The 26,219-nt window shown below is 68.8% G+C and carries 23 protein-coding genes; 7 read left to right on the forward strand and 16 right to left on the reverse strand.

Features of this window, described 5'->3' with window-relative positions:
• Window positions 1–38 precede the first annotated feature (38 nt).
• The 4 genes from ACSIH6_RS00325 to ACSIH6_RS00340 form a co-directional block, all read right to left on the reverse strand.
• A complete protein-coding gene (locus ACSIH6_RS00325) occupies window positions 39–1,019 on the reverse strand; it encodes a serine hydrolase (protein ID WP_435105320.1) in 981 nt (326 codons plus the stop codon).
• A 133-nt stretch (window positions 1,020–1,152) separates the two neighbouring features.
• Window positions 1,153–1,767, reverse strand: coding sequence for a CbiQ family ECF transporter T component (locus ACSIH6_RS00330; RefSeq protein ID WP_435105323.1), 615 nt, complete (start codon window positions 1,765–1,767; stop codon window positions 1,153–1,155).
• Window positions 1,764–2,444, reverse strand: a complete 681-nt coding sequence (locus ACSIH6_RS00335) for an energy-coupling factor ABC transporter ATP-binding protein (protein ID WP_435105325.1) — start codon at window positions 2,442–2,444, stop codon at window positions 1,764–1,766. The genes ACSIH6_RS00330 and ACSIH6_RS00335 overlap by 4 nt, the downstream gene beginning before the upstream one ends.
• Window positions 2,444–3,076 (reverse strand): biotin transporter BioY, encoded by a 633-nt coding sequence (locus ACSIH6_RS00340; RefSeq protein ID WP_435105327.1) that lies wholly within the window; start codon window positions 3,074–3,076, stop codon window positions 2,444–2,446. The genes ACSIH6_RS00335 and ACSIH6_RS00340 overlap by 1 nt, the downstream gene beginning before the upstream one ends.
• A gap of 184 nt (window positions 3,077–3,260) precedes the next feature.
• On the opposite strand from ACSIH6_RS00340, the gene ACSIH6_RS00345 reads away from it, so the two are divergent.
• Window positions 3,261–3,986 (forward strand): M48 family metallopeptidase, encoded by a 726-nt coding sequence (locus tag ACSIH6_RS00345; RefSeq protein WP_435105329.1) that lies wholly within the window; start codon window positions 3,261–3,263, stop codon window positions 3,984–3,986.
• A gap of 145 nt (window positions 3,987–4,131) precedes the next feature.
• Here the strand turns inward: ACSIH6_RS00345 and ACSIH6_RS00350 are convergent, their stop codons facing one another.
• The 4 genes from ACSIH6_RS00350 to ACSIH6_RS00365 form a co-directional block, all read right to left on the reverse strand.
• A complete protein-coding gene (locus tag ACSIH6_RS00350; RefSeq protein WP_435105331.1) occupies window positions 4,132–7,617 on the reverse strand; it encodes a type I restriction endonuclease subunit R in 3,486 nt (1,161 codons plus the stop codon).
• A 149-nt stretch (window positions 7,618–7,766) separates the two neighbouring features.
• Window positions 7,767–7,961 carry a DUF397 domain-containing protein gene (locus ACSIH6_RS00355; RefSeq protein ID WP_435105334.1) on the reverse strand — a complete coding sequence of 65 codons (195 nt, stop codon included), beginning with the start codon at window positions 7,959–7,961 and terminating at the stop codon, window positions 7,767–7,769.
• A gap of 111 nt (window positions 7,962–8,072) precedes the next feature.
• Window positions 8,073–8,270, reverse strand: coding sequence for a DUF397 domain-containing protein (locus ACSIH6_RS00360; protein WP_435105336.1), 198 nt, complete (start codon window positions 8,268–8,270; stop codon window positions 8,073–8,075).
• Complete coding sequence (locus tag ACSIH6_RS00365) at window positions 8,242–9,087, reverse strand: helix-turn-helix domain-containing protein (protein WP_435105338.1); 846 nt, start codon at window positions 9,085–9,087, stop codon at window positions 8,242–8,244. Before ACSIH6_RS00365 ends, ACSIH6_RS00360 begins: the two co-directional genes overlap by 29 nt.
• A 211-nt stretch (window positions 9,088–9,298) precedes the next feature.
• On the opposite strand from ACSIH6_RS00365, the gene ACSIH6_RS00370 reads away from it, so the two are divergent.
• The 3 genes from ACSIH6_RS00370 to ACSIH6_RS00380 are packed head-to-tail and all read left to right on the forward strand — an operon-like array spanning window position 9,299 to window position 10,319.
• Window positions 9,299–9,796: an ATP-binding protein gene (locus ACSIH6_RS00370; protein WP_435105340.1), complete on the forward strand. Its 498-nt coding sequence runs from the start codon at window positions 9,299–9,301 to the stop codon at window positions 9,794–9,796.
• 5 nt (window positions 9,797–9,801) lie between these two features.
• Window positions 9,802–10,020, forward strand: a complete 219-nt coding sequence (locus ACSIH6_RS00375) for a hypothetical protein (protein WP_435105582.1) — start codon at window positions 9,802–9,804, stop codon at window positions 10,018–10,020.
• Entirely contained in the window at window positions 10,017–10,319 is a 303-nt protein-coding gene (locus tag ACSIH6_RS00380; RefSeq protein ID WP_435105343.1) for a hypothetical protein, read from the forward strand. Before ACSIH6_RS00375 ends, ACSIH6_RS00380 begins: the two co-directional genes overlap by 4 nt.
• 61 nt (window positions 10,320–10,380) lie before the next feature.
• Here the strand turns inward: ACSIH6_RS00380 and ACSIH6_RS00385 are convergent, their stop codons facing one another.
• The 4 genes from ACSIH6_RS00385 to ACSIH6_RS00400 form a co-directional block, all read right to left on the reverse strand.
• Window positions 10,381–11,583, reverse strand: a complete 1,203-nt coding sequence (locus ACSIH6_RS00385) for a restriction endonuclease subunit S (protein ID WP_435105345.1) — start codon at window positions 11,581–11,583, stop codon at window positions 10,381–10,383.
• Window positions 11,576–14,038 (reverse strand): type I restriction-modification system subunit M, encoded by a 2,463-nt coding sequence (locus tag ACSIH6_RS00390; protein WP_435105347.1) that lies wholly within the window; start codon window positions 14,036–14,038, stop codon window positions 11,576–11,578. The genes ACSIH6_RS00385 and ACSIH6_RS00390 overlap by 8 nt, the downstream gene beginning before the upstream one ends.
• 111 nt (window positions 14,039–14,149) lie before the next feature.
• Window positions 14,150–16,246 (reverse strand): AIPR family protein, encoded by a 2,097-nt coding sequence (locus tag ACSIH6_RS00395; RefSeq protein WP_435105349.1) that lies wholly within the window; start codon window positions 16,244–16,246, stop codon window positions 14,150–14,152.
• Window positions 16,247–16,311: 65 nt separating this feature from the next.
• Window positions 16,312–16,467 (reverse strand): hypothetical protein, encoded by a 156-nt coding sequence (locus ACSIH6_RS00400; protein WP_435105351.1) that lies wholly within the window; start codon window positions 16,465–16,467, stop codon window positions 16,312–16,314.
• Window positions 16,468–16,615: 148 nt separating this feature from the next.
• Here ACSIH6_RS00400 and ACSIH6_RS00405 point away from each other — a divergent pair, with 148 nt between their 5' ends.
• Together ACSIH6_RS00405 and ACSIH6_RS00410 are read left to right on the forward strand one after the other, a co-directional pair.
• Window positions 16,616–17,017 carry a Panacea domain-containing protein gene (locus tag ACSIH6_RS00405; protein WP_435105354.1) on the forward strand — a complete coding sequence of 134 codons (402 nt, stop codon included), beginning with the start codon at window positions 16,616–16,618 and terminating at the stop codon, window positions 17,015–17,017.
• A 92-nt stretch (window positions 17,018–17,109) separates the two neighbouring features.
• Window positions 17,110–17,463 (forward strand): hypothetical protein, encoded by a 354-nt coding sequence (locus ACSIH6_RS00410; RefSeq protein ID WP_435105356.1) that lies wholly within the window; start codon window positions 17,110–17,112, stop codon window positions 17,461–17,463.
• A gap of 175 nt (window positions 17,464–17,638) precedes the next feature.
• Here ACSIH6_RS00410 and ACSIH6_RS00415 read toward each other — a convergent pair whose 3' ends face one another.
• The 3 genes from ACSIH6_RS00415 to hrpA form a co-directional block, all read right to left on the reverse strand.
• A complete protein-coding gene (locus tag ACSIH6_RS00415; RefSeq protein WP_435105358.1) occupies window positions 17,639–18,748 on the reverse strand; it encodes a lactonase family protein in 1,110 nt (369 codons plus the stop codon).
• Window positions 18,749–18,923: 175 nt separating this feature from the next.
• Window positions 18,924–19,877 (reverse strand): putative endonuclease domain-containing protein, encoded by a 954-nt coding sequence (locus ACSIH6_RS00420; protein WP_435105360.1) that lies wholly within the window; start codon window positions 19,875–19,877, stop codon window positions 18,924–18,926.
• A gap of 324 nt (window positions 19,878–20,201) precedes the next feature.
• Window positions 20,202–24,152, reverse strand: a complete 3,951-nt coding sequence (gene hrpA / locus ACSIH6_RS00425; RefSeq protein WP_435105362.1) for an ATP-dependent RNA helicase HrpA — start codon at window positions 24,150–24,152, stop codon at window positions 20,202–20,204.
• Between the two features lie 273 nt (window positions 24,153–24,425).
• On the opposite strand from hrpA, the gene ACSIH6_RS00430 reads away from it, so the two are divergent.
• Complete coding sequence (locus ACSIH6_RS00430; protein WP_435105364.1) at window positions 24,426–25,088, forward strand: O-methyltransferase; 663 nt, start codon at window positions 24,426–24,428, stop codon at window positions 25,086–25,088.
• Between the two features lie 38 nt (window positions 25,089–25,126).
• Here the strand turns inward: ACSIH6_RS00430 and ACSIH6_RS00435 are convergent, their stop codons facing one another.
• A complete protein-coding gene (locus ACSIH6_RS00435; RefSeq protein ID WP_435105366.1) occupies window positions 25,127–26,212 on the reverse strand; it encodes an HAD-IIIC family phosphatase in 1,086 nt (361 codons plus the stop codon).
• Between the last annotated feature and the right edge of the window lie 7 nt (window positions 26,213–26,219).

Consider the following 26,219-nt stretch of genomic DNA (forward strand, 5'->3'; position numbering starts at 1 on the left):
GGGGGTCGTTCGTCCCGGGCCGGGGACGGCGCCGGGGGTCATTCGCCCGGGTCCCCGACGGCGCGGGCCTCCTCCATCGCCGCCGTGACCGTGGCCGCCACCTCCTCCACCAGGGCGACACCGGTGGTGTAGTCGGGGCTGCCGTCGGTCAGGACCGCGATCAGGTACTCGCGTCCGGGTCCGGACACGTAGCCGACGCTGTTGACGTTCCACAGGCCGCCGTTGGCCTCGCGCGGGGTCCAGCCGTTCTTGAGCCCGACGGTGTCGTCGGGGCCCGCGCTGGCCGAGACCCCCCAGGACTGCTCGGCGGCGACGGACTCCATCAGCCCGCGCGCGTAGGCCCGGTCCTCCTCCGCCAACGGGCTCCCGTCGCAGTAGAGGGCGCGCAGCAGCCGCACCTGGTCGGCGGCGGTGGTCATGGTGGCGCCCCACCGGCCGCGCGGGTGGGGGTCGGTGTTGGTGAAGCCCAGCGTCTCCGCGCCCTCGACGAAGCCGTCGGTGAACCCGATCCGCGAGTACAGGCCGTCGGTGACCTCGTTGTCGCTGTAGCGGATCATGTGGGAGACCTGGGACCGCTCGGCTCCGGTGAGGTCGCGGCCCTCCTCCTCGGCGCGCAGCAGCAGCATGGTGAGGATGGTCAGCTTGGCCACGCTCGCCGTGGGGAACTGCCGGTTGGCGTCGTGGCTGAAGGTGGCGCCGGTGCGCAGGTCCTGCACGGCGACCGCGAAGTCGGCCGGGTGCTCCTCCCCGATCCCCCCGATCCGCGCGGTGAGCTCCTCGCGCTGGGCGGGGGTGAGGCCCTGCCCTCCGGTTTCGGGCGTGTCGACGGGCGCGAGGGGTACCAGGGGGAACGCGCTCTCGGAGACCAGCGAGCGGAACAGGGCGGGGTCCGGGCGGGGCGGTGCCGCCCCGGAGGCCGAGGTGGCGCCGGGCAGGGCGAAGGCCATGAGCACCGCGAGGACGACCGCCGCGACGGCGACGGCCCGAGCTCGGATATCGGCGGGGGGATGCCGGGGCACGCTATCACCGGTTCGCTGACACGCGGATGGGCTGGAGTACCGCCATTATTCAGCGAAATGCCGCGAATACGAACATCTCGATACCGAATCGGTACCGGCTTCCCTCTTTTCGTCCACTCCCGTGGGCGAATCCTCAGCGCTGGGTGTCCTCGTCGATACCGCGGGCCACCAGGGCCTCCCCCGTCGCGTCGGCCATCCGCAGCAGCTGGACGATGACCGGCACCACGAGCAGGTGGGGGCGGCCGGACAGGCCCCGCGCGCGGTAGGCCTCGCGCGCGGCCCGCCAGGCGGAGGCGGCCATCGGGATGGAGCGGACGGTGAGCGCCAGGACGAGGGCGATCCGGTCGGGGTTGGCGCCCACGTGCCTGAGCGGTCGGGCCATCCGCTCGAAGAGGTCGAGCATCGTGCGCACGCGGGTGGTGAGCGTGACGAGGTTGGCGAACAGGACGAGCGCGGCCAGCTGTGCGCACAGGCGCAGGGCCGTCTGCCAGTCCGCGAACAGGACCTGGAACAGGCCGATGGCCAGCAGGAACGGCCACAGCGCGCGCAGCGCGGACCAGGCCCGCCCCAGCGGGAGACCGGCCAGCGGGTACAGCGCGAGCGCGGCGGCCAGGGCGCCGACGGCGACCCGGGGATCGGCCCAGACGACGAGGCCGACACCGACCAGCAGCAGCGCGAGGAGCTTGGCCCCGGCCGGGATCCGGTACAGGAACCCGGTGCCGGGGACGTAGAGGCCGACCGTGCTCACCGCTCGTCCATGAGCTTGGTGTAGTGGGGCACGGCGTCGCCGGGAACGCCGTCGAAGACCACCCGGCCCGCGTCCATGACCAGGACCCGGTCGAAGCCTTCGAGCAGGTCGAGGTCGTGGGTGAACAGGACGACCTGCTGCTCCAGGCCGTCCAGGGTCCGGTGCACCATGCGGGTGTTGCGCAGGTCGAGCAGGGTGGTGGGCTCGTCGCAGACCAGCACCTCCGGCTCGGTGACCAGCACCGAGGCCAGGGCCAGGAGCTGCTTCTGCCCGCCCGAGAGCAGGTGCCCGGGGTGGTCGCGGTGGCCGTCGAGCCCGTAGCGGACCAGGGCCGCCTCCACCCGGCGGGCGGTCTCCTCCCTGCCCAGCCGCAGGGAGCGCAGACCGATCTCCACGTCCTCGGCGACGGTGGGCATGATGATCTGGTTGGCGGCGTCGGAGAAGACGAAGCCGACCCTGCGCCGGACCTTCCTGGCGTGGCGCCGGGTGTCCCACTCCCCCAGCGTCACACGGCCCTCGTCGGGGACGACGAGGCCGTTGAGGGTGCGGGCGAGCGTGGACTTGCCCGATCCGTTGGCCCCGATCACGCCGATGCGGTGCTCGGCGAGGTCGAGGGTGACGTCGCGCAGCACGGCGCGGTCGTCGTAGGAGTGGGAGACGCCCTCCAGGCGCAGCATCAGGATTCCCCGCGGTCGGCACCGGCCTCCACGACGGGGCGGCCCGCGGGCGGGATCGGGTAGGCGCGGTAGACGGCGCTGGCGATGAGGGCGGTGACCACGGCCTTGACCAGGTCGCCGGGCAGGAAGGCCACCATGGAGTAGGCGGCGGCCAGGACGCCGTCGCCCATGACGACGGCCATCCAGGGGACGCCGATCGCGTAGATGACGAGGATGCCGCCCACGATGTTGACCGCCAGGCCCGCCCAGAAGCGGTAGCGCCCCTGGCCGCCGCGGACCAGGAGGTCGGTGAGCAGGCCGATGACCAGGGCGGCGAAGACCCAGCTGACGATGAACCCGGCCGAGGGGCGGGCCAGGACCCCGACGCCGCCCATGCCGCCCGCGAAGAGCGGGAGCCCGGCCAGGCCGAGCGCCAGGAAGGCGGCGACGGCGAGGGTTCCGCGCTTCCAGCCCAGGAGGGCGGGGGCGAGCATGATGCCCAGGGTCTGGAGGGTGATGGGCACCGGCGAGAACGGCAGCGGAATGGCGACGGTGACGCTGAGGGCGGCGATGAGCCCGGCGAACACGGCGATGAGCGCGAGGTCGCGGGCGGTCAGACCCTTGTAGCGGACGTTGGTCCTGGTCGTGGGCATGGGCGGTTCCCTCGGGAGGTCGTGGAGGCGGATCTCTGCCCATTGTCCGTTATGGCGGTGACCAGGACGAAGGTCGGGGCGCACAGTCCTGCGGGCCCCGGGGTTGTAGGGGGTCTCCTGAGACGCAGGTCACGCGGAGGTGTCCGGCGGATTCGGTCACTGAGGAGGGTCTAACCTGGTGGGCGTGCCCGCGACCCTGACCGCCCGAGTCCCCGACCAGCTCGTCCTCGACGAACTGACCTTCCGGGTCCGTCCTTCGTCGCGGCGCAGGACGGTGGGCATCACCGTGGACCGGGACGGAACGCTGCTGCTGCACGTTCCCGAGGGCATCGCCTGGGAGCGGGTCGAGAGCTGGGCGCGGGGCAAGCGCGACTGGGTGCGCGACAAGCTCGCCGACAAGGACGTGCTGCTCTCCCGCCAGCCACCGCGCGAGTTCGTGTCCGGGGAGGGGTTCGACTACCTGGGGCGGCGCTACCGGCTCAAGGTCACCGACGAGGTAGAGCGCGTCCACTTCGCGGGCGGGCGCATCCGCATGCACCCGGCCGTGGCCCACGGTCCGGACCCGGCGGCGGCCATGGCCGCCTGGTACCGGGAGCGTGCACGGCTGTGGCTACCCTCCCGGCTGCGCCCCTGGCGGGAGCGGACGGCGCTGCACCCGGCCGAGGTACACGTGCGCGACCTGGGCCACCGGTGGGGTTCCCTGGGCAGGAACGGCAGGCTGAACCTGCACTGGGCCGTGATGCAACTGCCGCCCACCGTCGTCGACTACGTCCTGGTGCACGAGCTCGCCCACCTGGCGGTGCGGGACCACTCCCCCGGGTTCTGGGAACTGGTGCGCACCGTCCTGCCCGGTTTCGAACGCCACCGCGAACGCCTCGCGTTCCTCGGCGGGCAGGTGTGGCTGGGCTGAGCCCCGGGCCAGCCGGAAACGCTGACGGAGTGGCGGGAAAGGCTCGGCCCGAGTTGGTCCTGCCCCTGGTGGCGCTGTCGGTGGTCCACAGTGCCACCAGGGGCAGGACCGCGCTGGAAGCGCCGGGAGCGGTGTGCCTCTCCGGTCACCGCGCCCCGTGTGCGAACCGCCTCTCGGCCAGGGCGACCAGGCGGGGGGCGAGGCTCTCCGCCCGGTCGATGGGAAAGAGCCGGACCCCGCCCAGCCTCACCTTGGTGAGCGCGCGCGTCACCTGCTTGCGCAGTTCCCTTCCACGGTGGTCGCCGTAGCCCGCGAGCGCAATCTCACCGCGCATGAGCCCGCTGACCTCGACGGTGAACTCGCTCAGCAGCCGTCGCAGCTCCTCCTCCAGGGGGGAGTCCTCGCCGTCGCGGACCGCACGGGCCAGGAGGTCGAAGAACGGGGCCTCGGTGTCCGGGTCCAGGCCCGTGTCGTCCCCCTGCCTTCCCGCGGCCATGTCGTCCTTGAGGTCGCGCAGGGCCTGGAAGACCTCGTTCCAGTTGCCGTCGAGGCTGGTGAGGATCTGGTCGAGCCGCTCGGAGAGCTTGCCGTAGTGCTCGGGGTCGCTGTCCAGGTGCTCGCTGATGTGGTGGCGCAGCGCGTGCTCCATCTCCGAGGCCTTGGCCCGGTCGGAGGAGAGGTCCTCGACCCTGGCGTCGAAGTCGGCGGCGGTGATGGCCGTAGGCGGGATCCTGGTACGGATGTCGTGCACGCGCACGTACTGGTCGATGAGGTCGCGGACCTTGCCCCCGTAGAGGGAGGGGTCGAAGCCGCCGCTGTCGCGGTAGCGCCCGCGCGCGACCTCGGCGATGGCGCCGAAGGCCTTGGCGTCGGGGACGAACTCCCGCGCCTCGGGGCGGGGCAGGACCGTCTCCAGGCTGCGGTTGAAGTCCTTGAGGGCGCCCCGGAACTCGCGCCGGATCCGCTCGTCCTCCAGCACCTGGACGCACGCCTCCCGGGCCTCCTCGGTGTCGAAGCGGTCCAGCCCCCGGATGGTGAAGACCCGCCGCACCCTCTCGTGCCGCTCGCGCAGCAGCGGCACCTCCTCGCGCACGCTGCTCAGCGCGCCCTCGACGTCCTCGGCGGCGTAGGCGGCCAGGGCGACCTTGAGGTGCTCGGCGACCCCGTAGTAGTCGATGACGTAGCCGACGCCCTTGGCGCGGGCGGTGCGGTTGACACGGGCGATGGCCTGGAGGAGTTCGGCCTCCTTGATGTGCCGGTCCAGGTAGAGCACCTGTTCGTTGGGGGCGTCGAAGCCGGTCAGCAGCATGGAGTTGACCACGAGGAAGGCCAGGGGGCTGGTCTGTTCCGGGTCGGGGGCCTCCCCCGAGGGACGGGGAAGGGGCAGGGGCTTCCTGAACTCACGGACCCGGTTGCGGTGCCCGGTCTGGTTGGTCCACGCCCTGCTCTCCTCCTTCCAGTCCTTGCTGTCGTTGTGGTTACCGGAGATGACGGCGGCCGCGTCGAGCCGCGCGATGAGGTCGCGGTAGGGCAGCGCGCGGATGAGGCGGGCGGTGGCCGCGCCGTGGGACTCGGCATCCTCCGCCGCCTCCGGGGTGCGCAGCTCGGCGGGCAGGGCGTCGATCTCGGCGACCAGGTCGTCGCGGGCCCGGATCAGGGCCGCCTGGTAGCGGACGGCGGCCCTGCGGGAGACCGCGACCACCTGGGCCTTGAAGCCGTTGGGCAGGATGACGTCCACGTAGTGCCGCAGCATGCTCGCGGCCTTCTCGGCGATCATCCCCCCGGCTTCGAGGACGTTGTTCTTGGTGGCGTAGCGCTTCTGGAGCGCCTCGCGCTGCTCGGGGGCGAGGTCGAACATGTCCTCGAACAGCTCGTCGAGGCCGTTGCCGTCGCGCACGTGCGCCTTGGTGGTGCGGCCCTCGTAGAGGATGGGCACGGTGGCGCCGTCGGCCTCGGACTGCCTGATCGTGTAGGAGTCGATGAACGCGCCGAAGATCTTACTGGTGAAGCGCTCCTTGTCGCCCATGATGATGGGGGTGCCGGTGAAGCCCACCCGGACGGCGTTGGGCAGGGCGCCCATGAGGTTGGCGTGCAGCTGGGAGCCCTGGGAGCGGTGGGCCTCGTCCACGAGGACGAGGATGTCGGCGGAGTCGTCGACGACGTCCAGCTGGGGGACGATCTCCTTCTTCCCGCCCTTCTTCTCCTCCCGCTCCGGCTCGGAGTCCTCGATGCTCTCGGCGCCCTCCTGCGACTCGTCGGTGTCGTCGGTGTCGGCGCCCCCGTCCTGGTACTTGTGGATCATGGCGAAGTACAGGGCCTTGCCCGGAACGGAGAGCGTGGGGACGAGCTCCTCGACCCTGGCGATGGTGCGGCTGCTCTCCCCGGTGAGCGCCATGGTCGCCGAGAGCTGTTCCTGGAGCTGGGTGCGGTCGGTGACGACCACGATCTTGAAGCCGGTCAGCCCGGGGTGGGAACGCATGACCCGGACCAGGAACACCATGGTGAGGCTCTTGCCGGAGCCCTGCGTGTGCCAGACGATGCCGCCCCGGCGGTCGAACTCCCCGTCCTGGAGGCGGGTGGGCTCGGCGGCCATGCGCCGGACGGCGCGGTGCACGGCCCGGTACTGCTGGTAGCGGGCGACGACCTTGACCTTGCTGGTGCCGGTGTCCATGAACAGGGTGAAGTGCCGGACCAGGTCGAGGAGGACGCCGGGGCGCAGCATCCCGGCGGCCAGCACCTGCTGGCCGTTCAACGCGTCAGGGCTGACGGGGCCGACGGCGCTGGTGAGCGCGAGCTCGGCCGCGACCTGCTGGCGGGTGCGGGGCTCGGTGGTCTTCCACTCCGCGTAGTGCTCGGGGTCGGCGGTGAACCCGGCCGCGCGGGCGTTGGTGCCGCAGGCGGCCACGACGAACTGGTTGGTGTGGAAGAGCCGTTCGTTGCCCTCGGTGGCCCGGACCTCGCCGCGCTGGTTGGCGTAGCGGCGCAGCTGGTCGATCGCCGTCGCCATGGGCTCGTTGGCGTCGGGGCTCTTGGCCTCGATGACGACCAGGGGGATGCCGTTGACGAACAGGACCAGGTCGGGGATGATCCGGTCGGTTCCGGGGACTCCCGGACCGTCCACGACGAACTGGCGGACGACGCGGAAGTCGTTGTTGTCGACGTCGTCGAAGTCGATGAAGCGGACGCTCTGGCGGCGTCCGCCGTGCCAGCCCTCCACGCCGTCGACCTCGGTGCCGACCAGGAGGAGTGCGCTGAGCTCCTCGTTGATCTCGATCAGGGTGCGCGCCTGGGGGCGGGTGAGGGCGCTGATCGCCTGGCCCAGGCGGGATTCGTCGAGCCACTCGCGACCGTCGTCGTCCAGGTTGATCCGGCGCAGGGCGGAGCGCAGGGGCAGCTCCAGGAGGGTCTCCCGGTAGGAGGGGCGGTCGTTGCCCTCGGCCAGGGTCCACCCCATCGCGGTGAGCTGGTCGAGAAGGGGTTTCTCGGTCAGCTCCCACTCGGGGCCGATGGGCTGCTTTCCGGAGGGTTGGACGTCGGAGAGGTGGGAGCCGGAGGGAGAGGAGCCGGAGGGACGGGAGCCGGAGGGGTCAGGGCCGGAGGGATGGGGGGAACGGCCCTCGGGGGCGCTCATGGGCGACCTTTCGTCACTGGCGTCAGAGGCAGCGGGCGACTTGTCTTTGTCGTCCTGATTCTGTCAGCCGCCAGCGTCAAAAGCCCGTGGTTTGGGCGTTCCCCGAGGCCGTGGCCACCCTGGCCGGAACCAGCCGGAACCAGCCGGAACTATCCGGCGGTGTCGTCACCGCGCAGGGAGGAGAGGAGCGCGCTCCAACCGGAGGTGGAGAAGGTCAGGTGTCCGAGGGGACGGTTCTGGGTGTCCCGGACATAGACGCTGGAACCGGTGTCCGCGACCTCAACGCAAGCCCCGGTGTTCGAACTGTAGGACGACTTACGCCACAAGGGTGCGATTCGTTCCACGATACGACCTCTCTGTTACTTGTACTCAGCTGCCAGCGTCAAAAGCCCGTGGTTTGGGCGTTCCCCGAGGCCGTGGCCACCCTGGCCGGAACCAGCCGGAACCAGCCGGAACTATCCGGCGGTGTCGTCACCGCGCAGGGAGGAGAGGAGCGCGCTCCAACCGGAGGTGGAGAAGGTCAGGTGTCCGAGGGGACGGTTCTGGGTGTCCCGGACATAGACGCTGGAACCGGTGTCCGCGACCTCGACGCAGTCACCCCCCTGGTTTCCGCTGTAACTGGACTTACGCCAGTGAGAAGGGGTCGATTCCATGGCTGTGTGCCTCCTTGTAGCGGGAGATGAAGTCAAGAGACTCGTCCGGAGAGAGCGACAGCGAACGCAGCGCCCCGAAGCGCAGAGTGCATTGTTCCACCTCGTCAGTGTCAGCGGTTACACGACCACTCCCGGGCATCTCGGCATAGGTGACATGCTCGCCTCCGCCCATGTCCAAGACCTTAAACGCGCCGTCCATTGCGGCGTGCACGCCCTTGGCGAAGGGCAGAACCTGAAGGCGGATACGTGGCCTGGCTGCGAGTTCCATCAAACGCTCGAGTTGAGCGATCATCACATCCTTGGTGCCCACAGGCCGCCGTAGGACACTCTCGTCAACGACTACCCACATCAGGGGTGGCTGGTCTCGCTCCAGGATCTGCTGGCGCGCTACACGAGTGTTGAGCAAGCGCTCAACCTCTTCATCACCACTTGGCGGCCAGCCTGCGCTCAGGACTGCACAGGCATAGTCCTTGGTCTGGAAGAGCCCCGGGACAGCCTGTGTCTGGAAGTCGTGAATAGCTCTAGCCTCCCGCTCCAGCTCCGCATACTCCTTGAACCCACGCGGGTATCCCTCCTCGTCGCTGGGCCAAAGTCGGAGGAGAGCACCACGCGCGCCAAGTACCTCGTCCGCCCTCTCCGCGAAGCTCTTGCGTGGACTACGCTCCGCTCGCTCCACCGCACCCAGCATCTGGTAGGAGACCAGCGTCGCCCTGGCCAGCTCCCGCTGGGACAGGTCCGCTGATCGCCGTAGACGCCGAAGTTCGTTGCCAAACTGCGCCACTGCCGCTTTCGCGACCGTCTTCCGACCACTAGCCATAACCACAGTTGACCACAGAACAACACGTCGTGCTGCGGTTTTCTACAAATAGCTACTTCTGATGGAGATGCAGGACTTTCGAGTGCCTGCCGTGTCACTGTGGCCAAGTGAGGCCGGGACACAACCCGGCACTCACACAAACGGCCCCGGACGGTGCGCGAACACCGAACCAGGGCCTTGGCCCACAACCTGAACAGACAGGTGAGGACCCATGTCCAACCGTATCGTTCCCAACACCCCCGAACCGCGACGGCGGCTGCCGTTGCGGCGCTGCTCCTTCCGGTTCGTCGGACGCCCGGAGAGCGTGAAGGAGGCACGCGCCTGGATGGAGCGCAAGCTGACCTTCTCGGACGCCCCCGACGAGACCGCCGAGAACACCCTGCTCCTGCTCTCGGAGCTGGCCACCAACAACGTCCAACACGCCCCGGTCGGCAGCGTGGGGCGCGGCGACTTCTACATCCGGGCGTTCTTCTTTCACAGGTGGCTGCGCGTGGAGGTTCTCGACGCCTACGGGCGAGCCCCGTCCCTCCGCGTCGTCACCCCCGACACCTACGCCGAGGGTGGGCGCGGCCTGGTTCTGGTGAACGCCCTCGCTTCTCGGTGGGGGAGCTTCCAATCCCTGCGCGGACCTGGGATGTTCTTCGAGCTGCGATGGCACGCGCCCGAGCTGCTGGCCCCGGTGGTTCCCCTCCCCCGGAAGGGACAGTGAGCACCATGGAGGGTTACCACGTGAAGCCGAGCGCGGCCGTGCTGACGCTGCGCGAGGAGTTCCCTGACTTCCTCATCTGCGAACTGCACGGAGGACAGGGGCGACCCTGCTTCGTGGCGACGAGTACCCGGACCACCGCCAGCGGTCAGCCCGAACTGGTCGTGTGCGCGGGTGCCGAGGAGCTCCGGAAGGCACTGCGGGTTCTGGAAGGTGGTGTGGCATGAGCGCGGTCATGACCCTGGAGTCCGTAGAGGCTTCCATCCCCCAGGAGGTGGGTCGTCTTCGCGCCACCTACCGGAAGCGCGGGTGGACGGTGTGGCACGGCAACTCGACCGGCCAGTACTGGGCTGCGCACACCGGACGCATGGTGATGCTGAGCGGTGACAGCGCCCAGGAGTTGGCGGCCGAGATCGAAAAGGTGCAGCCCAGCAGGCCCCCGGCCGTGGTCCCTCCGCAGCGGCGTAGCCACTCGTGGCGGCTTCCGTCCCGACCCCGCCCGCGCGGCGGCCGACCTCTCCGCTGATCCTCTGTTCGCACGTGTGGCCCGGGCCCCCGCTCCGGGCCACACGTGTATCCGGGTGGAGTCAAACGGGAAGGTCCTGGAGCTGGTTCACGCGGACCCGGCCGGTGAGTAGGTCGTCCATCAGCCCGGCCTTGAGCTTGCGCAGCTTCTCCAGCCGCGCCCGCTCGGCGGCGATCCGCTCGTCATGCGCATCAACAATCGAGACAATCCGCCGCTGCTCTTCCAACGATGGCACACAGATATCAAGATTCTGGACGATGGCGGAGCTGATCTTGACCATGCTCTCTGATGTCCCAACCGCATTCGCCATGATCTGGCGCCTCATATAAGAGTGGCGCAGCGAAATCTCCAGGAATTCGGAGAGAATTCTACCGCTAGGACGCAGGCGCATCATGAGGTCGGGATAGAGACAAGGGCCACCGACATCCCGATACCTACCAGCCAAACCAACGAGATCACGCGTGTTAGCCCTGCTAATCAGAAGGTCCCCATCTTCCAAAACGGCCGAAGAAACCCCAGAGCACCAAGCCGGTACATTCTTAAGCTGCTTTGGAAGAAAACCATCAGGAGTCAAGCAACTAAGCCCAAGAACACGAACACCAGTCCAGTCACCTACCTCCGATGGACTGAACCCGTTCTTGGGCGAATGATCCAAAAAAGACCGGAGAGAGCGGCCTAGCCAATCCTGCCTCTCCGAGAATAGGCCATCGACCACTCCTTGCTTGACTCTGGATCGCTTGTCAATAACCTGTCCAGCCGAGTCGATCACGACATCGAGAGCATCAAGGGTCTCAGCGATCCGCCGTTGTTCGCCCACAGCCAGCAGTGGCACCTTGAACCTGGAGAAGAAAGACGCAGAAACTCGACGCTGGCCAGCCGAACCCACCATAAACGCCTCGGCGCGCTGCCTGAGCAAGCGCGATTGCGCCCAGTAGCCAACAAATCGGCTATCTGAATCACCCTTCGCACGAAGCACATGAAACTCCGTACTCCCAAAGCCATAACCGGAAACAAGGCCGTCTACACGGCTGCCTTTTCCGTTTTCCATGCAAGGTGTAATCTTCGCAAATAGTACATCTTCGTCCCGAAAACGCGTATAACCATCAGACTCGCGAACACTCCTCACATGAGAAGATACGAACTTTCCATCATCAGTAACATCGGACATTCCCAGAAACGAGCACTCTCCCTGGAGTGGGAGCTGCGTATTTGGGTTGATTTCAGCCAATGCCGTAAACGGAACTACTTTCAATGTCTCACGCATAGTCGAGCCCCTTCAGGAACCCGTTGATCCTGAGCTCAGCATCATTGCGGCGAGTCTCGATCTGCTCCAGCGAAGTCTGGTACTTGTCCCACCAGTTCTCCAGCGAGGCCACCACCACGCGCCGCTGTTTAGCCGAATAGTCCTCAAGCTCCGACGTCAGTTTCCGCTCGGCGAACTCCATGACGTACTCGCGCTCGTCCTCGGCGGCCAGGGAGTGGCGAGCCATCCGCAAAGCGGCGACCAGATCTTCACGTAGGGACTTGACCTTCTTCTTGGTGTCGGTGCGTTCCTTCTTGAGCTTCTTGAGTTCGGCTTCACTCACTGCACCCGAGGGCTCCCCTGAGTCCCCGGAGTCTTCAGCCTCGTTGCCGTCCTCATCACCCTCAGCGGGCTTCGGAGTCGCGGCCCTGATCCGGGCGTCCAACTCCGACGCCCTCTGCTCCGCCTCCGCCAATTTCTCCAGGTGGTCCGGAATCAGCGCGGGCACCAACGGGTGCTCTGTCGGATCCTTCGGCGGCGTGGCCTCCAGGCCGTCCTCGATGGTGGTGATCCAGCCGTCCAGCACCCCGCCGAAACCGTTCTCGGCCAGTGTCCGCAGGTCGTACTGAATGGAATCCCACCAGCGCACGACCACGCCCGTGGTCTCAAACCGGTCGAGCGACCCCACCGGTTCCAGCGCCTCCACGAAGCTGTTGATGAGCTCCCGGCGCACCTTCATCAAATGCTTGGTCTCCGGCAACGCCGTGACCAGGCCACCCTGGCGCTCCCACCAGCCGTCCAGGGCCTTGAACAGCTCCTCGCGCCTGGCGTGCACACCCGGGTCCCCGCCCACCTGCGCCGCCAGGTCCGCCCTGGTCAACCCCTCAGCGAAGTCGCGGTAGGGCCCGTGTTCCCCGTCAGCCCTCTCCGGGCGCGGCACCAGCGTTCCGTCAGAGCTGAACCCGATCCGCGCGAACGCCTCCGCCCGCTCCTGGACCTCCGCTTCCGGCACACCCCCGTGCAGGTGGGCGTACACGTCGTGCGGCTCCGGCGGCGGGGCGTTGTCCACGTATCGGCGGATGTTGAAGTTGAAGTCGTTCTCGCTCAGTTCCTCGTGGTCCACCACCCGCGAGTACCCGGGGATCTCCGCGAAGTTGGTGTAGGCGTAGAGGATCTTCTCGGTGTGTTCGGGCAGCAGGTGGTTCTGCGCCTTCCCGGCCCTGAACTCCCGGTCGGCGTTGATGAACAGCACCTTGTTCTTGCGCTCCTCCGGCTTGCTGCGCGGAGCGCGGAAGACGATCACACACGCGGGGATGCCCGTGCCGTAGAACAGGTTCGGGGCCAGGCCGATGACCGCCTCAATGCAGTCGTCGCGCAGCAGCTCGGTGCGGATCTGGCGTTCCTCGCCACCGCGGAACAGCACGCCGTGCGGCATGACGGTGGCACCGCGCCCGGTGCCGTCCCTGAGTACCGCCACCATGTGCTGGAGGAACATCAGGTCGGCCTTCTTGGCGCCGTCCTTGACCCGGCCCCAGCGGTAACGGGCGTCGGCGAGTTCGGCCTCCTCCCCCTGGAACATCTGGGAGAAGGGCGGGTTGGACAGCACCACGTCGAACCGGTCCAGCGCGCCGTTGGTGACGTGCCTGGGGTGGAGGAGGGTGTCGTCGTTCTCCAGGTCGGCGTCGGGGATGCCGTGCAACAGCAGGTTCATCTTGGAGATCGACCAGGAGCCGCCGTTGAGCTCCTGTCCGGCCAGGCGCAGGTCGCGGGGGTTGCGCCCCTGCTCCTCCATGTGGTGCTTGGCCATGATGAGCATTCCGCCCGACCCCGCGCAGGGGTCGTAGACGCTCTCCCGCTCCTGGGGGTCGGTGAGCTGGGCCATCATCCGCACCACTGCGCGCGGGGTGTAGAACTCCCCGCCGCGCTTGCCCGCCGAGTCGGCGAACCGGCCGATGAGGTACTCGTAGGCCGCGCCCAGCAGGTCGGGGAACTCGAAGTCGGAGTCGCGCAGGCTGAAGGCGTTGAAGTGGCTGACCAGGTCCCGGAGCGAGCGGTCCGACAGGCGGGTCTTGCCGATGGTGGCGTTGAAGTCGATGTGCTGGACCACGCCCTCCAGCTCGGGGTTGGCCCTCTCCAGCGCCTCCAGGGCCTTGTTCAGCTCGCTGCCGACGTTGGTGTGGACCCTGTCGCGCAGGCGCTCCCAGCGGGCGTCCTCGGGAACGAAGAACACACCGGAGTAGTAGCTGGGGCGCTCCGCGAGCTCCTCGGCCTCCTCCTGGCTGAAGTCCTCCGCCAGCAGTTCCTGGACGACCTTGGCCTGCTCGTCCTCGAACTCGTCGGAGGCGCGCTTCAGGAAGAGCATCCCGAAGATGTACTCCTTGTACTCGGAGGCGTCCATCCGCCCCCGCAGGATGTCCGCCGCCGAGAACAGGTGCCGCTCCAGCTGCGGCAGGGTGAGCTTGAAGTGCGTTGCCACCGGGTCCCCTCTTGACGTGTTCCGCGCCCAAGACGTACGGGCGCGGAACACCAGACTAGAGGCGTGCTCGGACAGGCTCAGACAGGTTCGGTCAGGTCCCTGATCAAGGGCTCACTCCGCCTCGGAACGCCGCACCTGTTCGGCAAGTTCGACCAGCGACCCCTCACCGGGCAGGAACCAATGCTTAGGCCCCTGCACGGCTTTGCCAGCGCGCTCGCCCATTGCTTCCTGGAGCATGCGCAGGGACAGATTGCTTGGGGAGTAGCGCTGCCCGTCCACACTCCACAGCAACGGGCGCGCGCGGTCGTTGATCCACGTGGCCCAGCGGCGGTCCGGGTTCTCCGCCAGCCAGGCACGCATACCCAACTGCTGAGGTCGTGTCTGCGGGCGGAACTCCAGTGGGGTTCCATCAGCGATCTTGTCCGCATCCACCAGAACGCCCACAGTGCGAGGCTTGCGCACCTTATTCGGCTTCCTATAGACCGCCGGGGCATCGGGAGAACCAGCGCCCGACTCCAGGTGAGTGAGGACAGCATCCGCGAGAACACCGCAGCGCTCCGCGTTTTTGAAGGTGGTAAGCGGATAACTAGTCGGACCGAAACGGCTGTCCACGTAGTGGATTGTCAGATCGAGCACCGTCTCCACCGACTCGGCGGCATTGTCGAGCTCGGTATCCCAGTCGGCGTCCAGATCCGTGATCTCACTGGTGTCCGTGTGCTGGAAGACCAGATGAGTGACCAGCAACTTGCCTTGCTCGGCGATCGCCGCGCCCCGCCCCTCGCGCTGCTCCGCGATCTCCTTCAATCGATCCTGAACAACCCGGAAGAGCCGAACACCGTTCCAGACCCGCGCGCTCGTCGGCGAGGGACCAAAGAGTGACTTGTACATCGGGTCACCGACAGGCCCCCACAGGGCATTCTCATTCTCCTTGACCCTGGCCACCCAGGCGGAGTGCGGGTGAGCGCACAGCAGCGCCAGTGCGGCCTCGCGCACGGTGCAGCCCACCTCCTGAGAAGGGATGATCTGCTCACCGCGCTTGAGCGCGTAGGTTTTGCCGAGCGTCAGCGCCAAGTCGTCGCGCAGTTCGGCCTGGACCGGGTCCAGCGCGACGAAATCGCGCCGCTCCACCTGGTTCTGTGTGTTGGTCGCGGTGGTGACGCGTTCACCGAAGTCGCCGTTCTCCTCTTCAAGGGAAATGAAGCGCACACTGACATCAGCCTGTTCACCGACCTCAGGAGCCTCGCGAACCGCCCTGTGGATGGCGGCGACGGTCTGGGCGCCGTTGACGATGCTGGCTCCCTCAACAGTGAGCTGACCGCTGCCTCCGGCTTTGCCCCTGTACTTCACTCCCCGGCGTACCAAGTCCGCCAGTACCGTGATGCCGTTGTTGAAGTACCAGAAGTTCTGCGGTTCGTTCTTGAGTGTGTCGATGAGTGTCTGGTTGACACTGGTCACGCCAAGTGACCGTCGGATGTTGCGGTCGAAGAGCCGATCGCCGTGCTCGTCGTACCATTCCTTGATCTGGCCTGCTGGGACCGTACCGGAGAACGCCGGGAGCGGACCGTCGTGCTCACTGCAACGTTCAACCATGACGTCCAAGTCGACACGGGGCCGGTTGACCCCCACTCTGACGAACTTCTGGAAGTCGTTCAGGTGTAGGTACTCGACATCGACCGTTCCGGCGCCGTGCAGGGCGATCTTGGCGTCATTCTTCCGCTTGATGTCGGGATGCACCGGCTCATTGCCCAACAGGGCCATGACCACGGTGATCTTCACCAACGGGTTCTCGATCGCTTCAAGAACCTCGGGCCACTTCTTCCGGAAACGGTCGTTGAAGCCTGCCACATTCGTCGACAGGATCTCGCCCACCCCGTCCCAGAACTTGAGGGTGGCCTCCAGGTCCAGTGTCGCGTTGCCCTTGGCCTTCCATTTGGACTGCACGAACCACAGACGGGAGCGGGTGCTGTCGACGTGGACGGCGTCGATGCCTCCGTCGTCAGTCCCGTCGATCACCGAGGCGCCAGCCTCGCTGAGGTCACAGCCCGACAGGCTCTTGACCGCGAGCGCGGCCAACCCTCTGGTCAGGCTCCTGGATGTGGGTTCCTCAACTGTCAGGGAATGGCCCGGGATGTCACTGAAATCGATGACATCCGCGAAGTGCTGGCGGATGGCGTTCTTGACGTGCCGAACGGCGATGGGGGTGGCCATGAACACGAAGCCTATCGTCGCGGCGTATCAGCGGAAGCGGATTTCCACCCTGCGCTCTGGTGCGCTCAGTTCGGTGGTCGCGGCCTGCGCCGCACGAGCTCAAGGAGGTCCATCGGTGCGACGGCGGTTCCGGTACGCGCCGAGAGGATCAGGGACTCACACAGGGCGAGGGTGCGCATCCCGTCCACCCCGTCGATCTCGGGTTCGCGTACACCCGCCACCGCCTGGGCGAACTCGTGGACGGCGGACGCGACCCCGCTGCGCGAAACGTCGTCCCTGGCGAAGAGCGGCCGGACCGGTTCGTGCCTGAGCGCGGGGTCGGACGAGCCGCTACCGTTTCCCGCTTCTCCCGTGCGGGCGGTGAGGGCGGTGAGGCTCCAGAAGCTGTGCTACTACTCCTACGGCTACCACCTGGCCTGGGAGGAGCGCCCGCTGTTCCCCGAGCGCTTCGAGGCCTGGGCCAACGGCCCGGTCGCCCCCGTCCTGTACGCGCGCCACCGCGGCCTGTTCTCCGTTGCGCCCGAGGACATCAAGGGCGACCCCGAAGCCCTGGACCCCGGTGAGCGGGAGTCCGTCGACCTGGTCCTGGGCTCGCTCCAGGGCTTCAGCGCGCACCAGCTGTCGGCGATGACCCACCGCGAGCCGCCCTGGCTGCGCGCACGCCAGCGGGCTGGCGCCGAAGGGCTCGAACGGAGCACCGAACCTCTGGCGGAGAACGACCTCCACGAGTACTTCGACGCGCTCACGGCGGCCGACAGCGCCCAGGGGTAGGGGCGGCAAAGGCCCCGACACTCTCCAAACCCCCTGGCAGGAGCCCGCCCAACCCCGACCGGCTCCCCCAGGCCGACAGCTCCCATGAGCGCATGTGCTGGCGGTTCGAGCACGTCGACCACGAGGGACCGTGGGGGTTCTCGGAGGTCCCGGGTGAGGAACTCTGCGACCTGCTGAGGAAACCGCGGGACTTCGAGCGGATGAGTGTCCGCGAACTCTTCCACCAGAGCGGCGGTCTCGCGAAGAGCTATGACCTGGAGGGACTGCCGGACAAGCAGGCCAAGGAACGCCTGGAGCACCTGCGGCTGGCTGATCAGACCAGGATCTCCCGGTTGAGGTTGAACGGACCCGGCAGGCTGTACGGCTTCGTCGACGACAACGTCTTCCACGTCGTGTTCTGGGACCCCGAACACCGCATCTGGCCGAGCGCGAAGAAGCACACCTGAACGGAGCGAACGTCCTTGGCCCCGGTGCGACCGGCGGAAGGGCCCCGGGGCCGGGCCCCGGAGCCGGAGGCGGTGTGCCCGGAAGAGCTGGAGGACACCGCTGACAGCGCTGTGATCAACGCTCGTGCCGACGAGGTGACGGTCCCCTTCCGGTCCGAGGACTACGTGTGAGCCGTCAGGCAGTCGCGACCCCGGAACGGCGGATGCGGGTGATCGGGACCGGGAGCACGCACACGGGGACGGGCAGGCGCAGCCGGTGGCCGGTGTCGGCCGGGACGCCCGTGCCGGGGTCCAGGAGCAGTGAGGCCAGCGAGTCGCCGTTCTGGGCGGCGACGACCAGGTGGTCGGGCTCGTCGCGGTGGCCGCGCACGACGGTGAAGTTGCGCGGGCACGGCCCTCCGGCCGGGGTGTTGGCGACGTGCTCCAGGCGGGCGCCGCCGTCGCGGACGGCGAAGGTGGCGATCGTGTCCGCGCCCCGGTTGGACACGTAGACGTGATCGCCGTTCGTGAGGATCTCGGCGGGGAAGTTCTCGCCCGCCGCCTCCTCACCGGTGGCGTGGACGGAGCCCAGGTGCTCGGCGGTGCCGGTGCCCGGGTTCCAGCGCAGGACGTGCACGCGCGAGTCCAACTCGCCCGCGACGTAGAGGTACTCGCCGGAGACAGCGGTGTGCCGGGGCCCGGTGCCCGGGGGCAGGGCGACGGCGCCGACCTGCTCGCCGCCGCGCAGGACGCGCAGCTCGTCGGTGCCCAGGTCGGCCACCAGCAGGTGGCGCTCGTCGGGGGCGGCGGCGCTGTGCGCGTGCGGCCCCTCCTGGCGGTCGGTGACCGGGCCGCTTCCGGAGTGCGCGAGTTCCGCCATCGTCTCGCCGAGGGAACCGTCACCGGCCAGGGCGTACACCGTGGCCACGCCGTTGGCGTAGTTGGTCACCGCCAGCTCGGAGCCGTGCGCGAGCACGTGGCAGGGCGACCCGCCGCCGGTCGGGGCCTGGCCCAGTTCGGTGAGCACGGCCCGGCCGTCGATCCGGAAGGCGGTGACGGTGCCCTTCTCGCGCTCGTTGACCGCGTACACCGTGGGCGGGTCCTCGCGAAAGGCCAGGAAGGACGGACCGGGGGTGCGGGCGGCCGCGCCGCCGTCGGCCATCTCGCCGGTCATGGGGTCGAACCAGACGCGGTAGACCCCCTCGCCCTCCCCCGGAGGGTCGGAGTCGGGGGTGTAGGTGCCCACCAGCAGGAGCCGCTTGCCGTCCACCGAGTCGCCCACCGAGCTGTCCGCCGATTCGCCCACCGGGGGCCTCGCTTCCGTCGCGCCTGTGATGTCCGCCCGACAGTGGTCTACACCACTGAAGTCCATGGCGCATGCTACAGGCCGCCGGGACGCCCCGGCGGCTGCGGCCCCCTGCCTGCGCTCTGCCTTCGGAGCGGGCTCGGAGATAACCGGAGGGCCGGCCGGGGGCGGAAGGTCAACGTCCGGCAGCGGCGACGGTGGCCAGGATGTACTCGGGGCGCTTGAGGTCCTGCCAGGTGAAGCGGGCGATCCTGACGCCCGAGTGCCACCGCTGAAGGGCGTTCTGCCGCTCCCGGTCCCGGGCGAGGGCCTGCGGCAGACTGTGCGGGCCCAGGCCGTCGGCTTCTCCGATGAGCCCGGACTCCTCCCACCAGAAGTCCACCACCGCGATCGTCCTGCCCCAGCCGTCCACGAAGCGGCGTTGCAGTTCGTCGGGGGGCAGGCCGCCGTCGACACAGATCAGGCGAACCCGTGTTTCCAGCGCGCTCTGGGAACGGGGATCGGCCAGCGTCCACCAGCGACGGACGTTCACACACCCCCTGCGGCCCTGGTTGGCCCTTTCCAGTTCCTCGAACTCCTCCTGCCTGACGAGCCCCTGGTTCAGGGCCGAGTCCATCAGGCACACGGCGGTGTCCCGGTCCACCCGCAGGAGAGTGTCCCGCAGGGTGCGACCCGGCCGGGTGGTCCTGATGCCGCGACCGGTCTCGGCGACCTCCTCCAGCAGGACGTCCCAGCTGTGCAGGGTGATGCCGGTGACGTGGCGCTGGGCCCCGAGCGCCGGGATGACCATGTGGATCTCGCGGCCGTCCCATGGCGGCAACCCCTGCATGTCCCACAGCCGTGCGGCGGTCTCTCCTCCCGCGAAGGAGCGCGGCCCGAGGGCCAACTGCGCGGCCATGACACCGCTGCGGAGCCTGTCGGGACTCGTGGGCGGCGGAAGAAGAGAGCGCACGGAGTACACCTGCCGGTACGGCCTCTCCCACTGCCCGCTGCGCAGCAGGCAGCGTATGTCGGCCTGACGGAGCCCGTGGGCGTGGGCCTGCTGCCAGCTGAGAACACCGTACTGGCGCATCGCGGTCGCGCTGGCCGCGGCGAGGGGAGCATCGGACAGCGGCGGGTGAGGTGCCATGGACCCACTGTCCACGCCTCGGGTTCCGGCTGCCAGAGGAAGAGCGAACCTGTGGATAACGTGCCCCACCCCGAATGATCTTGCATTCAGAGCGTCCGCCAGCAGGTGTCCAACCCAGGGTCAGCGCCCTTATCCGGTGGCCGCCCCCTCCTCTTCGCCGTGATCTTGTACTTATAGCGAGGCTCGGCGCTCCAACCTCGCTATAAGTACAAGATCACGGCAGGTCAGGGCCCCTGCGTCGCATCAGCAACGTTTCCGGCCAATCCGAACCCGGCACCTGCTGGCGGGCACCCTGAGTACGGGGGCACCGCGGGAGAGGAACCCCTACTTGCGCTCGGCGGCCTTGACGGCCTCGATCGCCTTGAGGATGCGCTTGTCCGAGACCGGGTAGGCCGTGCGCAGCTCCTGCGCGAACAGGCTCACCCGGTACTCCTCCAGCATCCAGCGCAGCTCCGCCACGTCCGGGTCGGCCGCCCGTCCGGGCGGCAGGCTCCCGCGCAGCTTGGCCACGGCCTGGCGCGTCTGCTCGACCTTGGACATGTTCACCTGGTCGCGGCGCGGGTTCTCCGGCAGCTTGTTCAGCCGGTACTCCACCCCGCGCAGGTAGCGGTGCAGGTCGTCCAGGCGGGCCAGGCCGGTGCGGGTCACGAAACCCTCGCCCACCAGGTCGCCGAGCTGGCCCTGCACGTCGTTGAGCGAGGGCAGCACGGCCAGGGACGTGGTCCCCTTGACCTTCTTGGACACCTTGCGCCACAGCACCAGGACGCGCGCGGACTTGTCGAGGATCTCGGCGAGGGTGTCGCCGAGGTCGGCGCGCACCCGGTCGGCGAGCTTGGCGAAGTCCTCGCCGCTCCACACCGGGCCGCCCTCGCGGGCGAGCAGGTGGTCGACGGCGGCCGTCTCGGCGTCGTCGAGCATCCTGCGGATCGAACCGTGCGGGTTGTCGGCCAGGGCCAGCTTGTCGGGGTTGTTGAGCCCCTTGCTCACCACGTTCGCCACGGACGGCACGGTGAGCAGCAGCAGGCGGCGGGTGCCCGCCCACATCGCGGCGCGCTGCTCGGGACGGGTGTCGAAGATGCGGATCGCGACGCTGTCGCCCTCGTCCACCAGCGCCGGGTAGCCCTTGACCTTGGGTCCCAGCGCCTTGCGCTCCAGGGTCTGCTCCAGCGGACCGAAGTCCCAGGAGGTCAGGCCCTTCTTCTCCACGCCCTTGGCCTCGGCCGAGATCGCCTCGCGCAGACGCGGTTTGAGCTTGGCGCGCAGCTTCTCCAGGTCCTTGGACTCGGCCAGGGTCCGGCCCCGGTCGTCCACGGCCCGGAAGGTGATGCGCAGGTGGTCGGGCACCCGGTCCAGCTGGAAGTCGCCGGGGGCGATCCGCTCCCCCGCCATCCGGGTGAGCTCGTCCGCCAGCGCCGCGGTGAGCGGCCCCTCGTAGGGCGTCAGCCCGGCCAGCGCGCGGGCGGCGTTGTCCGGGACCGGGACGAAGTTGCGGCGCAGCGGTTTGGGCAGCGAGCGGATGAGCGCGGTCACCAGCTCGGCGCGCAGGCCCGGGATCTGCCAGTCGAACCCGGTGTCCTCCACCTGGTTGAGGAACTTCACCGGGACGCGCGCGGTGACGCCGTCGGAGTCGCTGCCCGGCTCGAACTGGTAGCTGAGCGGGAAGGTGAACTCGCCCTGGCGCCACACGTCCGGGTAGTCGTCCTCGCTGATCGACCCCGCGCCCTCGTTGATGAGCTCCTCGCGGGTGAAGTCCAGCAGATCGGGCTCGGTGCGGCGGGTCTTCTTCCACCAGGAGTCGAAGTGCGCGGCCGAGACCACCGAGTCCGGCAGGCGGGCGTCGTAGAACTGGAACAGCGTCTCGTCGTCCACGACGATGTCGCGGCGCCGGGCGCGGTGTTCGAGGTCCTCCACCTCGTCCAGGAGCTTGCGGTTGTCGTGGAAGAAGTGGTGGCGGGTCTCCCAGTCGCCCTCGACCAGGGCGCGGCGGATGAACAGCTCCCGGGACAGCTCGGGGTCGATCTTTCCGTAGGAGACCTTGCGCTGCACGACGATGGGCACGCCGTAGAGGGTGACGCGCTCGAAGGCCATGACGGCGCCGCGCTTGCGCTCCCAGTGCGGCTCGCTGTAGCTGCGCTTGACGATGTCCCCGGCCAGCTCCTCGGCCCACTCCGGCTCGATCCGGGCCACCATGCGGCCCCAGAGCTTGGAGGTCTCCACCAGCTCGGCGACCATCACGTAGCGGGGCTGCTTCTTGAACAGCGCCGAACCGGGGAAGACGGCGAAGCGGGCGCCCCGGCCCCCCAGGTACTCGTGTTTCTCGGGGTCCTTGAGGCCCACGTGCGACAGGAGCCCGGCCAGCAGCGACATGTGCACGCCGCGCGGGTCGGCGGCCTCCTCGCGCGGGCGCGGCACCTCCACGCCCATGGAGCGCAGGACCTGCCTGAGCTGGCCGTGGATGTCCTGCCACTCGCGTACGCGCAGGTAGTTGAGGTACTCCTCGCGACACATCCTGCGGAACTGGTTGCCCGACAGCTCCTGCTGCTTCTCGCGCAGGTGGTTCCACAGGTTGAGGTAGGCCAGGAAGTCCGACTCCTTGTCGGTGAACCTGGCGTGCGCCTGCTGGGCCTGCTGCTGCTTGTCCGTGGGCCGCTCGCGCGGGTCCTGGATGGACAGGGCCGCGGTGATGACCAGGACCTCGCCCAGGACGTCGCGTTCCTCGGCCTCCAGGACCATCCGGCCCAGGCGGGGGTCGATGGGCAGCTGGGCCAGGCGGCGGCCGGTCGGGGTGAGCCTGCGTTTGCCCCCGGACTCGTCGGGGTGCAGGGCGCCCAGCTCGTTGAGGAGGTTGACGCCGTCCTTGATCTGGCGGTGGTCGGGGCCGTCCACGAACGGGAAGGCGGCGACGTCGCCCAGCCCCAGGGCGGCCATCTGGAGGATGACCGAGGCCAGGTTGGTGCGCAGGATCTCGGGGTCGGTGTACTCGGGGCGGGAGAGGAAGTCCTCCTCCGAGTACAGCCGGATGCAGATGCCCTCCGAGACGCGGCCGCAGCGGCCCTTGCGCTGGTTGGCGGAGGCCTGGGAGACCGCCTCGATGGGCAGGCGCTGCACCTTGGTGCGGTGGGAGTAGCGGGAGATGCGCGCGGTGCCGGGGTCGATGACGTACTTGATGCCGGGGACGGTCAGGGAGGTCTCGGCGACGTTGGTGGCCAGGACGATGCGCCGTCCGCTGTGCGAGGACCACACGCGTCTCTGCTCGCCCGTGGACAGGCGCGCGTAGAGCGGCAGGACCTCGGTGCCCGGGAGCCTCTTCTTCTCCAGGGCCTCGGCGGTGTCGCGGATCTCGCGCTCGCCGCTGAGGAAGACCAGCACGTCGCCGGGGGCCTCGCGGCCGAGCTCGTCAACGGCGTCCAGGATGGCCTGGGTCTGGTCGCGGTCGGTGCCGCCGCCGGGATTCTTCTCCTCCGGGTCGAGGATCTCCTCGGAGATGGGCCGGTAGCGGACCTCGACCGGGTAGGTGCGCCCGGAGACCTCGACGATGGGGGCGTCGTCGAAGTGGCGGGAGAAGCGCTCGGGGTCGATGGTGGCCGAGGTGATGACGACCTTGAGGTCGGGGCGCCGGGGCAGCAGCTGTTTGAGGTAGCCCAGCAGGAAGTCGACGTTGAGGCTGCGCTCGTGGGCCTCGTCGATGATGAGCGTGTCGTACTGGCGCAGCATGCGGTCGTGCTGGATCTCGGCGAGCAGGATGCCGTCGGTCATCAGCTTGACCAGGGTGCTGTCGCTGGAGGAGTCGGTGAAGCGGACCTTGTAGCCGACCGTCTCGCCCAGCGGGGTGCCGATCTCCTCGGCGATGCGCTCGGCGACGGTGCGGGCGGCCAGCCGCCGGGGCTGGGTGTGGCCGATGGTGCCCATGACGCCGCGCCCCAGCTCCAGGCAGATCTTGGGCAGCTGGGTGGTCTTGCCCGAGCCGGTCTCACCGGCGACGATGACGACCTGGTTGTCTCGGATGGCCTCGGCGATGTCCTCGCGCCGGGAGCTGACCGGCAGGGACTCGGGGTAGTTCAGCTCGGGCACGGACTCGCGGCGCAGGTTCACGCGCAGGAGCGCCTCGTCGACGTCCCCGGAGATCTGGGCGGCGACGGAGGCGCGGCGGCGCTCGTCGCCGATCTTGGCCAGGCCGTCGATACGCCGACGGAGCCGGTGGCGGTCCGAGGGCATGAGGTCGCGCAGCCGGGAACGCAGCGTGTCCGCGGCGGGCGCGGGCGTGGTGGTGCTCATCAGTAGTCAAGGGTAGGAGGGACGGCAACCGGTTTTCGCCGCCGGGCGCGCGCGGTGGGCGCGCGGCCACGGGCGGGCGAAGGGGCGCCGCGGGCACGTACCGGCCAACGCCCGGCGGGCCCGTTCTGTTCCGGGGCGTGCGGTTCGCCACCGCCCGTGCACGACGGCGGGCCGGTGGTGCCGGCCCCGGTCGATTCCGTTTCCCCACGGAGCGGATAAACCATCATTCCCACTGCTTTGTCCCGCCTGCTTATTCCGTCTAGTATTCACCGCATGGCTCATCAGACCGAAATGACCCCCGCCCTTCTGGACTACGTGCGCGGCACTTCCCTGCGCGAGGACGACGTCCTGTCCGAACTGCGCGAGGAAACGTCCGGACTTCCCGGAGGGGAGTCGCTTCAGGTGATGGCGGAGGAGGGACAGCTGCTGGCCCTCCTCGTCCGGCTGGTCGGCGCACGTTCGGTGCTGGAGATCGGCACCTTCACCGGCTACAGCACCCTGTGCATGGCCCGCGCGCTCCCTCCGGAGGGAAGGATCACCACCTGCGACATCACGGACCGCTGGGCGGAGATAGGCGCCCCCCACTGGAAGCGCGCCGGGGTCGAGGACCGCATCGAGCTGCGCGTGGGGGACGCCGCGGAAACGCTCTCGGATTTGGCCGAGAAACGGGGTCCGGACAGTTTCGACATGGTTTTCATCGACGCCGACAAGAAGAACTACCCGCTCTACTACGAGCGCTCGGTCCCGCTGGTCCGCGCCGGCGGACTCATCGTCGTGGACAACACCCTCTTTTCCGGTCGCGTGGCCGACGGGGACGCCCAGGACCCGGACACGACGGCGATCCGTGAGCTGAACGAGGCCCTGCACGGCGACGAGCGGGTGGACCTGTCCCTCATCCCCATGGCCGACGGGATCACCCTGGCCCGCAAACGGTAGGGAGGGCGCCGCTGGGTGGCCTTCCACCCAGCGGGTCCTCATCCCAGGTCCGGGGCCTCGATCCTGAGCGTGGCGGGCGGTTCGCGGCGCTCGGCCACCAGGTGCAGCCGCTGGACGCCCTCCTCGGAGGCCTCGGCCACCGCCCCGGAGCACGGGCAGGGGTCGTCGGTGAAACCGGCGAACCGGTAGGCGATCTCCATCATCCGGTTGCGCTCCGTGGGCCGGAAGTCCGCGACGAGGTGCGCTCCCCGGCGCGCGGCCTGGTCGACCAGCCAGTTCAGGATCGCGGCGCCCGCGCCGAAGGAGACCACCCGGCAGGAGGTCGCCAGCAGTTTCAGGTGCCACACCGACGGGTGCCTCTCCAGGAGCACCACCCCGACGGCCCCGTGGGGGCCGAAGCGGTCCGTGAGGGTGACGACCAGCACCTCGTGCCCGGGGTCCGACAGCAGCCCGCGCAGGGCCGCGTCGGAGTAGTGCACCCCGGTGGCGTTCATCTGGCTGGTCCGCACGGTCAGTTCCTCGACCCGGGACAGTTCCTCCCCGCCGGCCCTGCCGATACCCATCACCAGGTCCAGGGAGCGCAGGAAATCCTCGTCGGGACCGGTGAAGCCCGTCCGCGCCTCCTCACGCTCGAACCCCGCCTGGTACATCGTGCGCCTGCGCCGCGCGTCCACGGTGACCACGGGCGGGCTGAACTCCGGCAGCTCCGGCAGGGACGCGGCCTGCTCCGCCGTGTAGCAGCGGACGTCGGGAAGGGAGAACTCGACCTCCGCGCGTTCGGTGGGCTGGTCGTCGATGAAGGCGACCGCTCCGTGGGCGAAGTTCAGCCGGTCCGCGATGGCCCGTACCGACTGCGACTTGGGGCCCCAGCCGATGCGGGGCAGCACGAGGTACTCGGCCACCCCCAGCTTCTCCAGCCAGGCCCAGGCCAGGTCGTGGTCGTTCTTGCTCGCGACGGCCTGGAGGATGCCGCGGGCGTCCAGCTCGACCACCACGTCGCGGAGCTCCTCGGCCAGGAGCGGCTCGTCCCCCTCCAGGAGGGTTCCCTTCCACAAGGTGTTGTCGAGGTCCCACACCAGGCACTTCACCAGCGCCGGGCCCCGGCTCTCCCTGTCTGCGCTCACCGTTGGT

The organism is Nocardiopsis synnemataformans (assembly GCF_965343085.1).
Classification (GTDB): domain Bacteria; phylum Actinomycetota; class Actinomycetes; order Streptosporangiales; family Streptosporangiaceae; genus Nocardiopsis; species Nocardiopsis alborubida.

Coding starts and splice junctions, on each gene's coding strand:
- ACSIH6_RS00335 (WP_435105325.1), bottom strand. CDS start 2,444: ATGCTGCGCCTGGAGGGCGTCTCCCACTCCTACGACGACCGCGCCGTG.
- ACSIH6_RS00340 (WP_435105327.1), bottom strand. CDS start 3,076: ATGCCCACGACCAGGACCAACGTCCGCTACAAGGGTCTGACCGCCCGC.
- ACSIH6_RS00350 (WP_435105331.1), bottom strand. CDS start 7,617: ATGAGCGCCCCCGAGGGCCGTTCCCCCCATCCCTCCGGCCCTGACCCC.
- ACSIH6_RS00360 (WP_435105336.1), bottom strand. CDS start 8,270: ATGGAATCGACCCCTTCTCACTGGCGTAAGTCCAGTTACAGCGGAAAC.
- ACSIH6_RS00365 (WP_435105338.1), bottom strand. CDS start 9,087: ATGGCTAGTGGTCGGAAGACGGTCGCGAAAGCGGCAGTGGCGCAGTTT.
- ACSIH6_RS00370 (WP_435105340.1), top strand. CDS start 9,299: ATGTCCAACCGTATCGTTCCCAACACCCCCGAACCGCGACGGCGGCTG.
- ACSIH6_RS00375 (WP_435105582.1), top strand. CDS start 9,802: ATGGAGGGTTACCACGTGAAGCCGAGCGCGGCCGTGCTGACGCTGCGC.
- ACSIH6_RS00380 (WP_435105343.1), top strand. CDS start 10,017: ATGAGCGCGGTCATGACCCTGGAGTCCGTAGAGGCTTCCATCCCCCAG.
- ACSIH6_RS00385 (WP_435105345.1), bottom strand. CDS start 11,583: ATGCGTGAGACATTGAAAGTAGTTCCGTTTACGGCATTGGCTGAAATC.
- ACSIH6_RS00395 (WP_435105349.1), bottom strand. CDS start 16,246: ATGGCCACCCCCATCGCCGTTCGGCACGTCAAGAACGCCATCCGCCAG.
- ACSIH6_RS00410 (WP_435105356.1), top strand. CDS start 17,110: ATGTGCTGGCGGTTCGAGCACGTCGACCACGAGGGACCGTGGGGGTTC.
- ACSIH6_RS00420 (WP_435105360.1), bottom strand. CDS start 19,877: ATGGCACCTCACCCGCCGCTGTCCGATGCTCCCCTCGCCGCGGCCAGC.
- hrpA (WP_435105362.1), bottom strand. CDS start 24,152: ATGAGCACCACCACGCCCGCGCCCGCCGCGGACACGCTGCGTTCCCGG.
- ACSIH6_RS00430 (WP_435105364.1), top strand. CDS start 24,426: ATGGCTCATCAGACCGAAATGACCCCCGCCCTTCTGGACTACGTGCGC.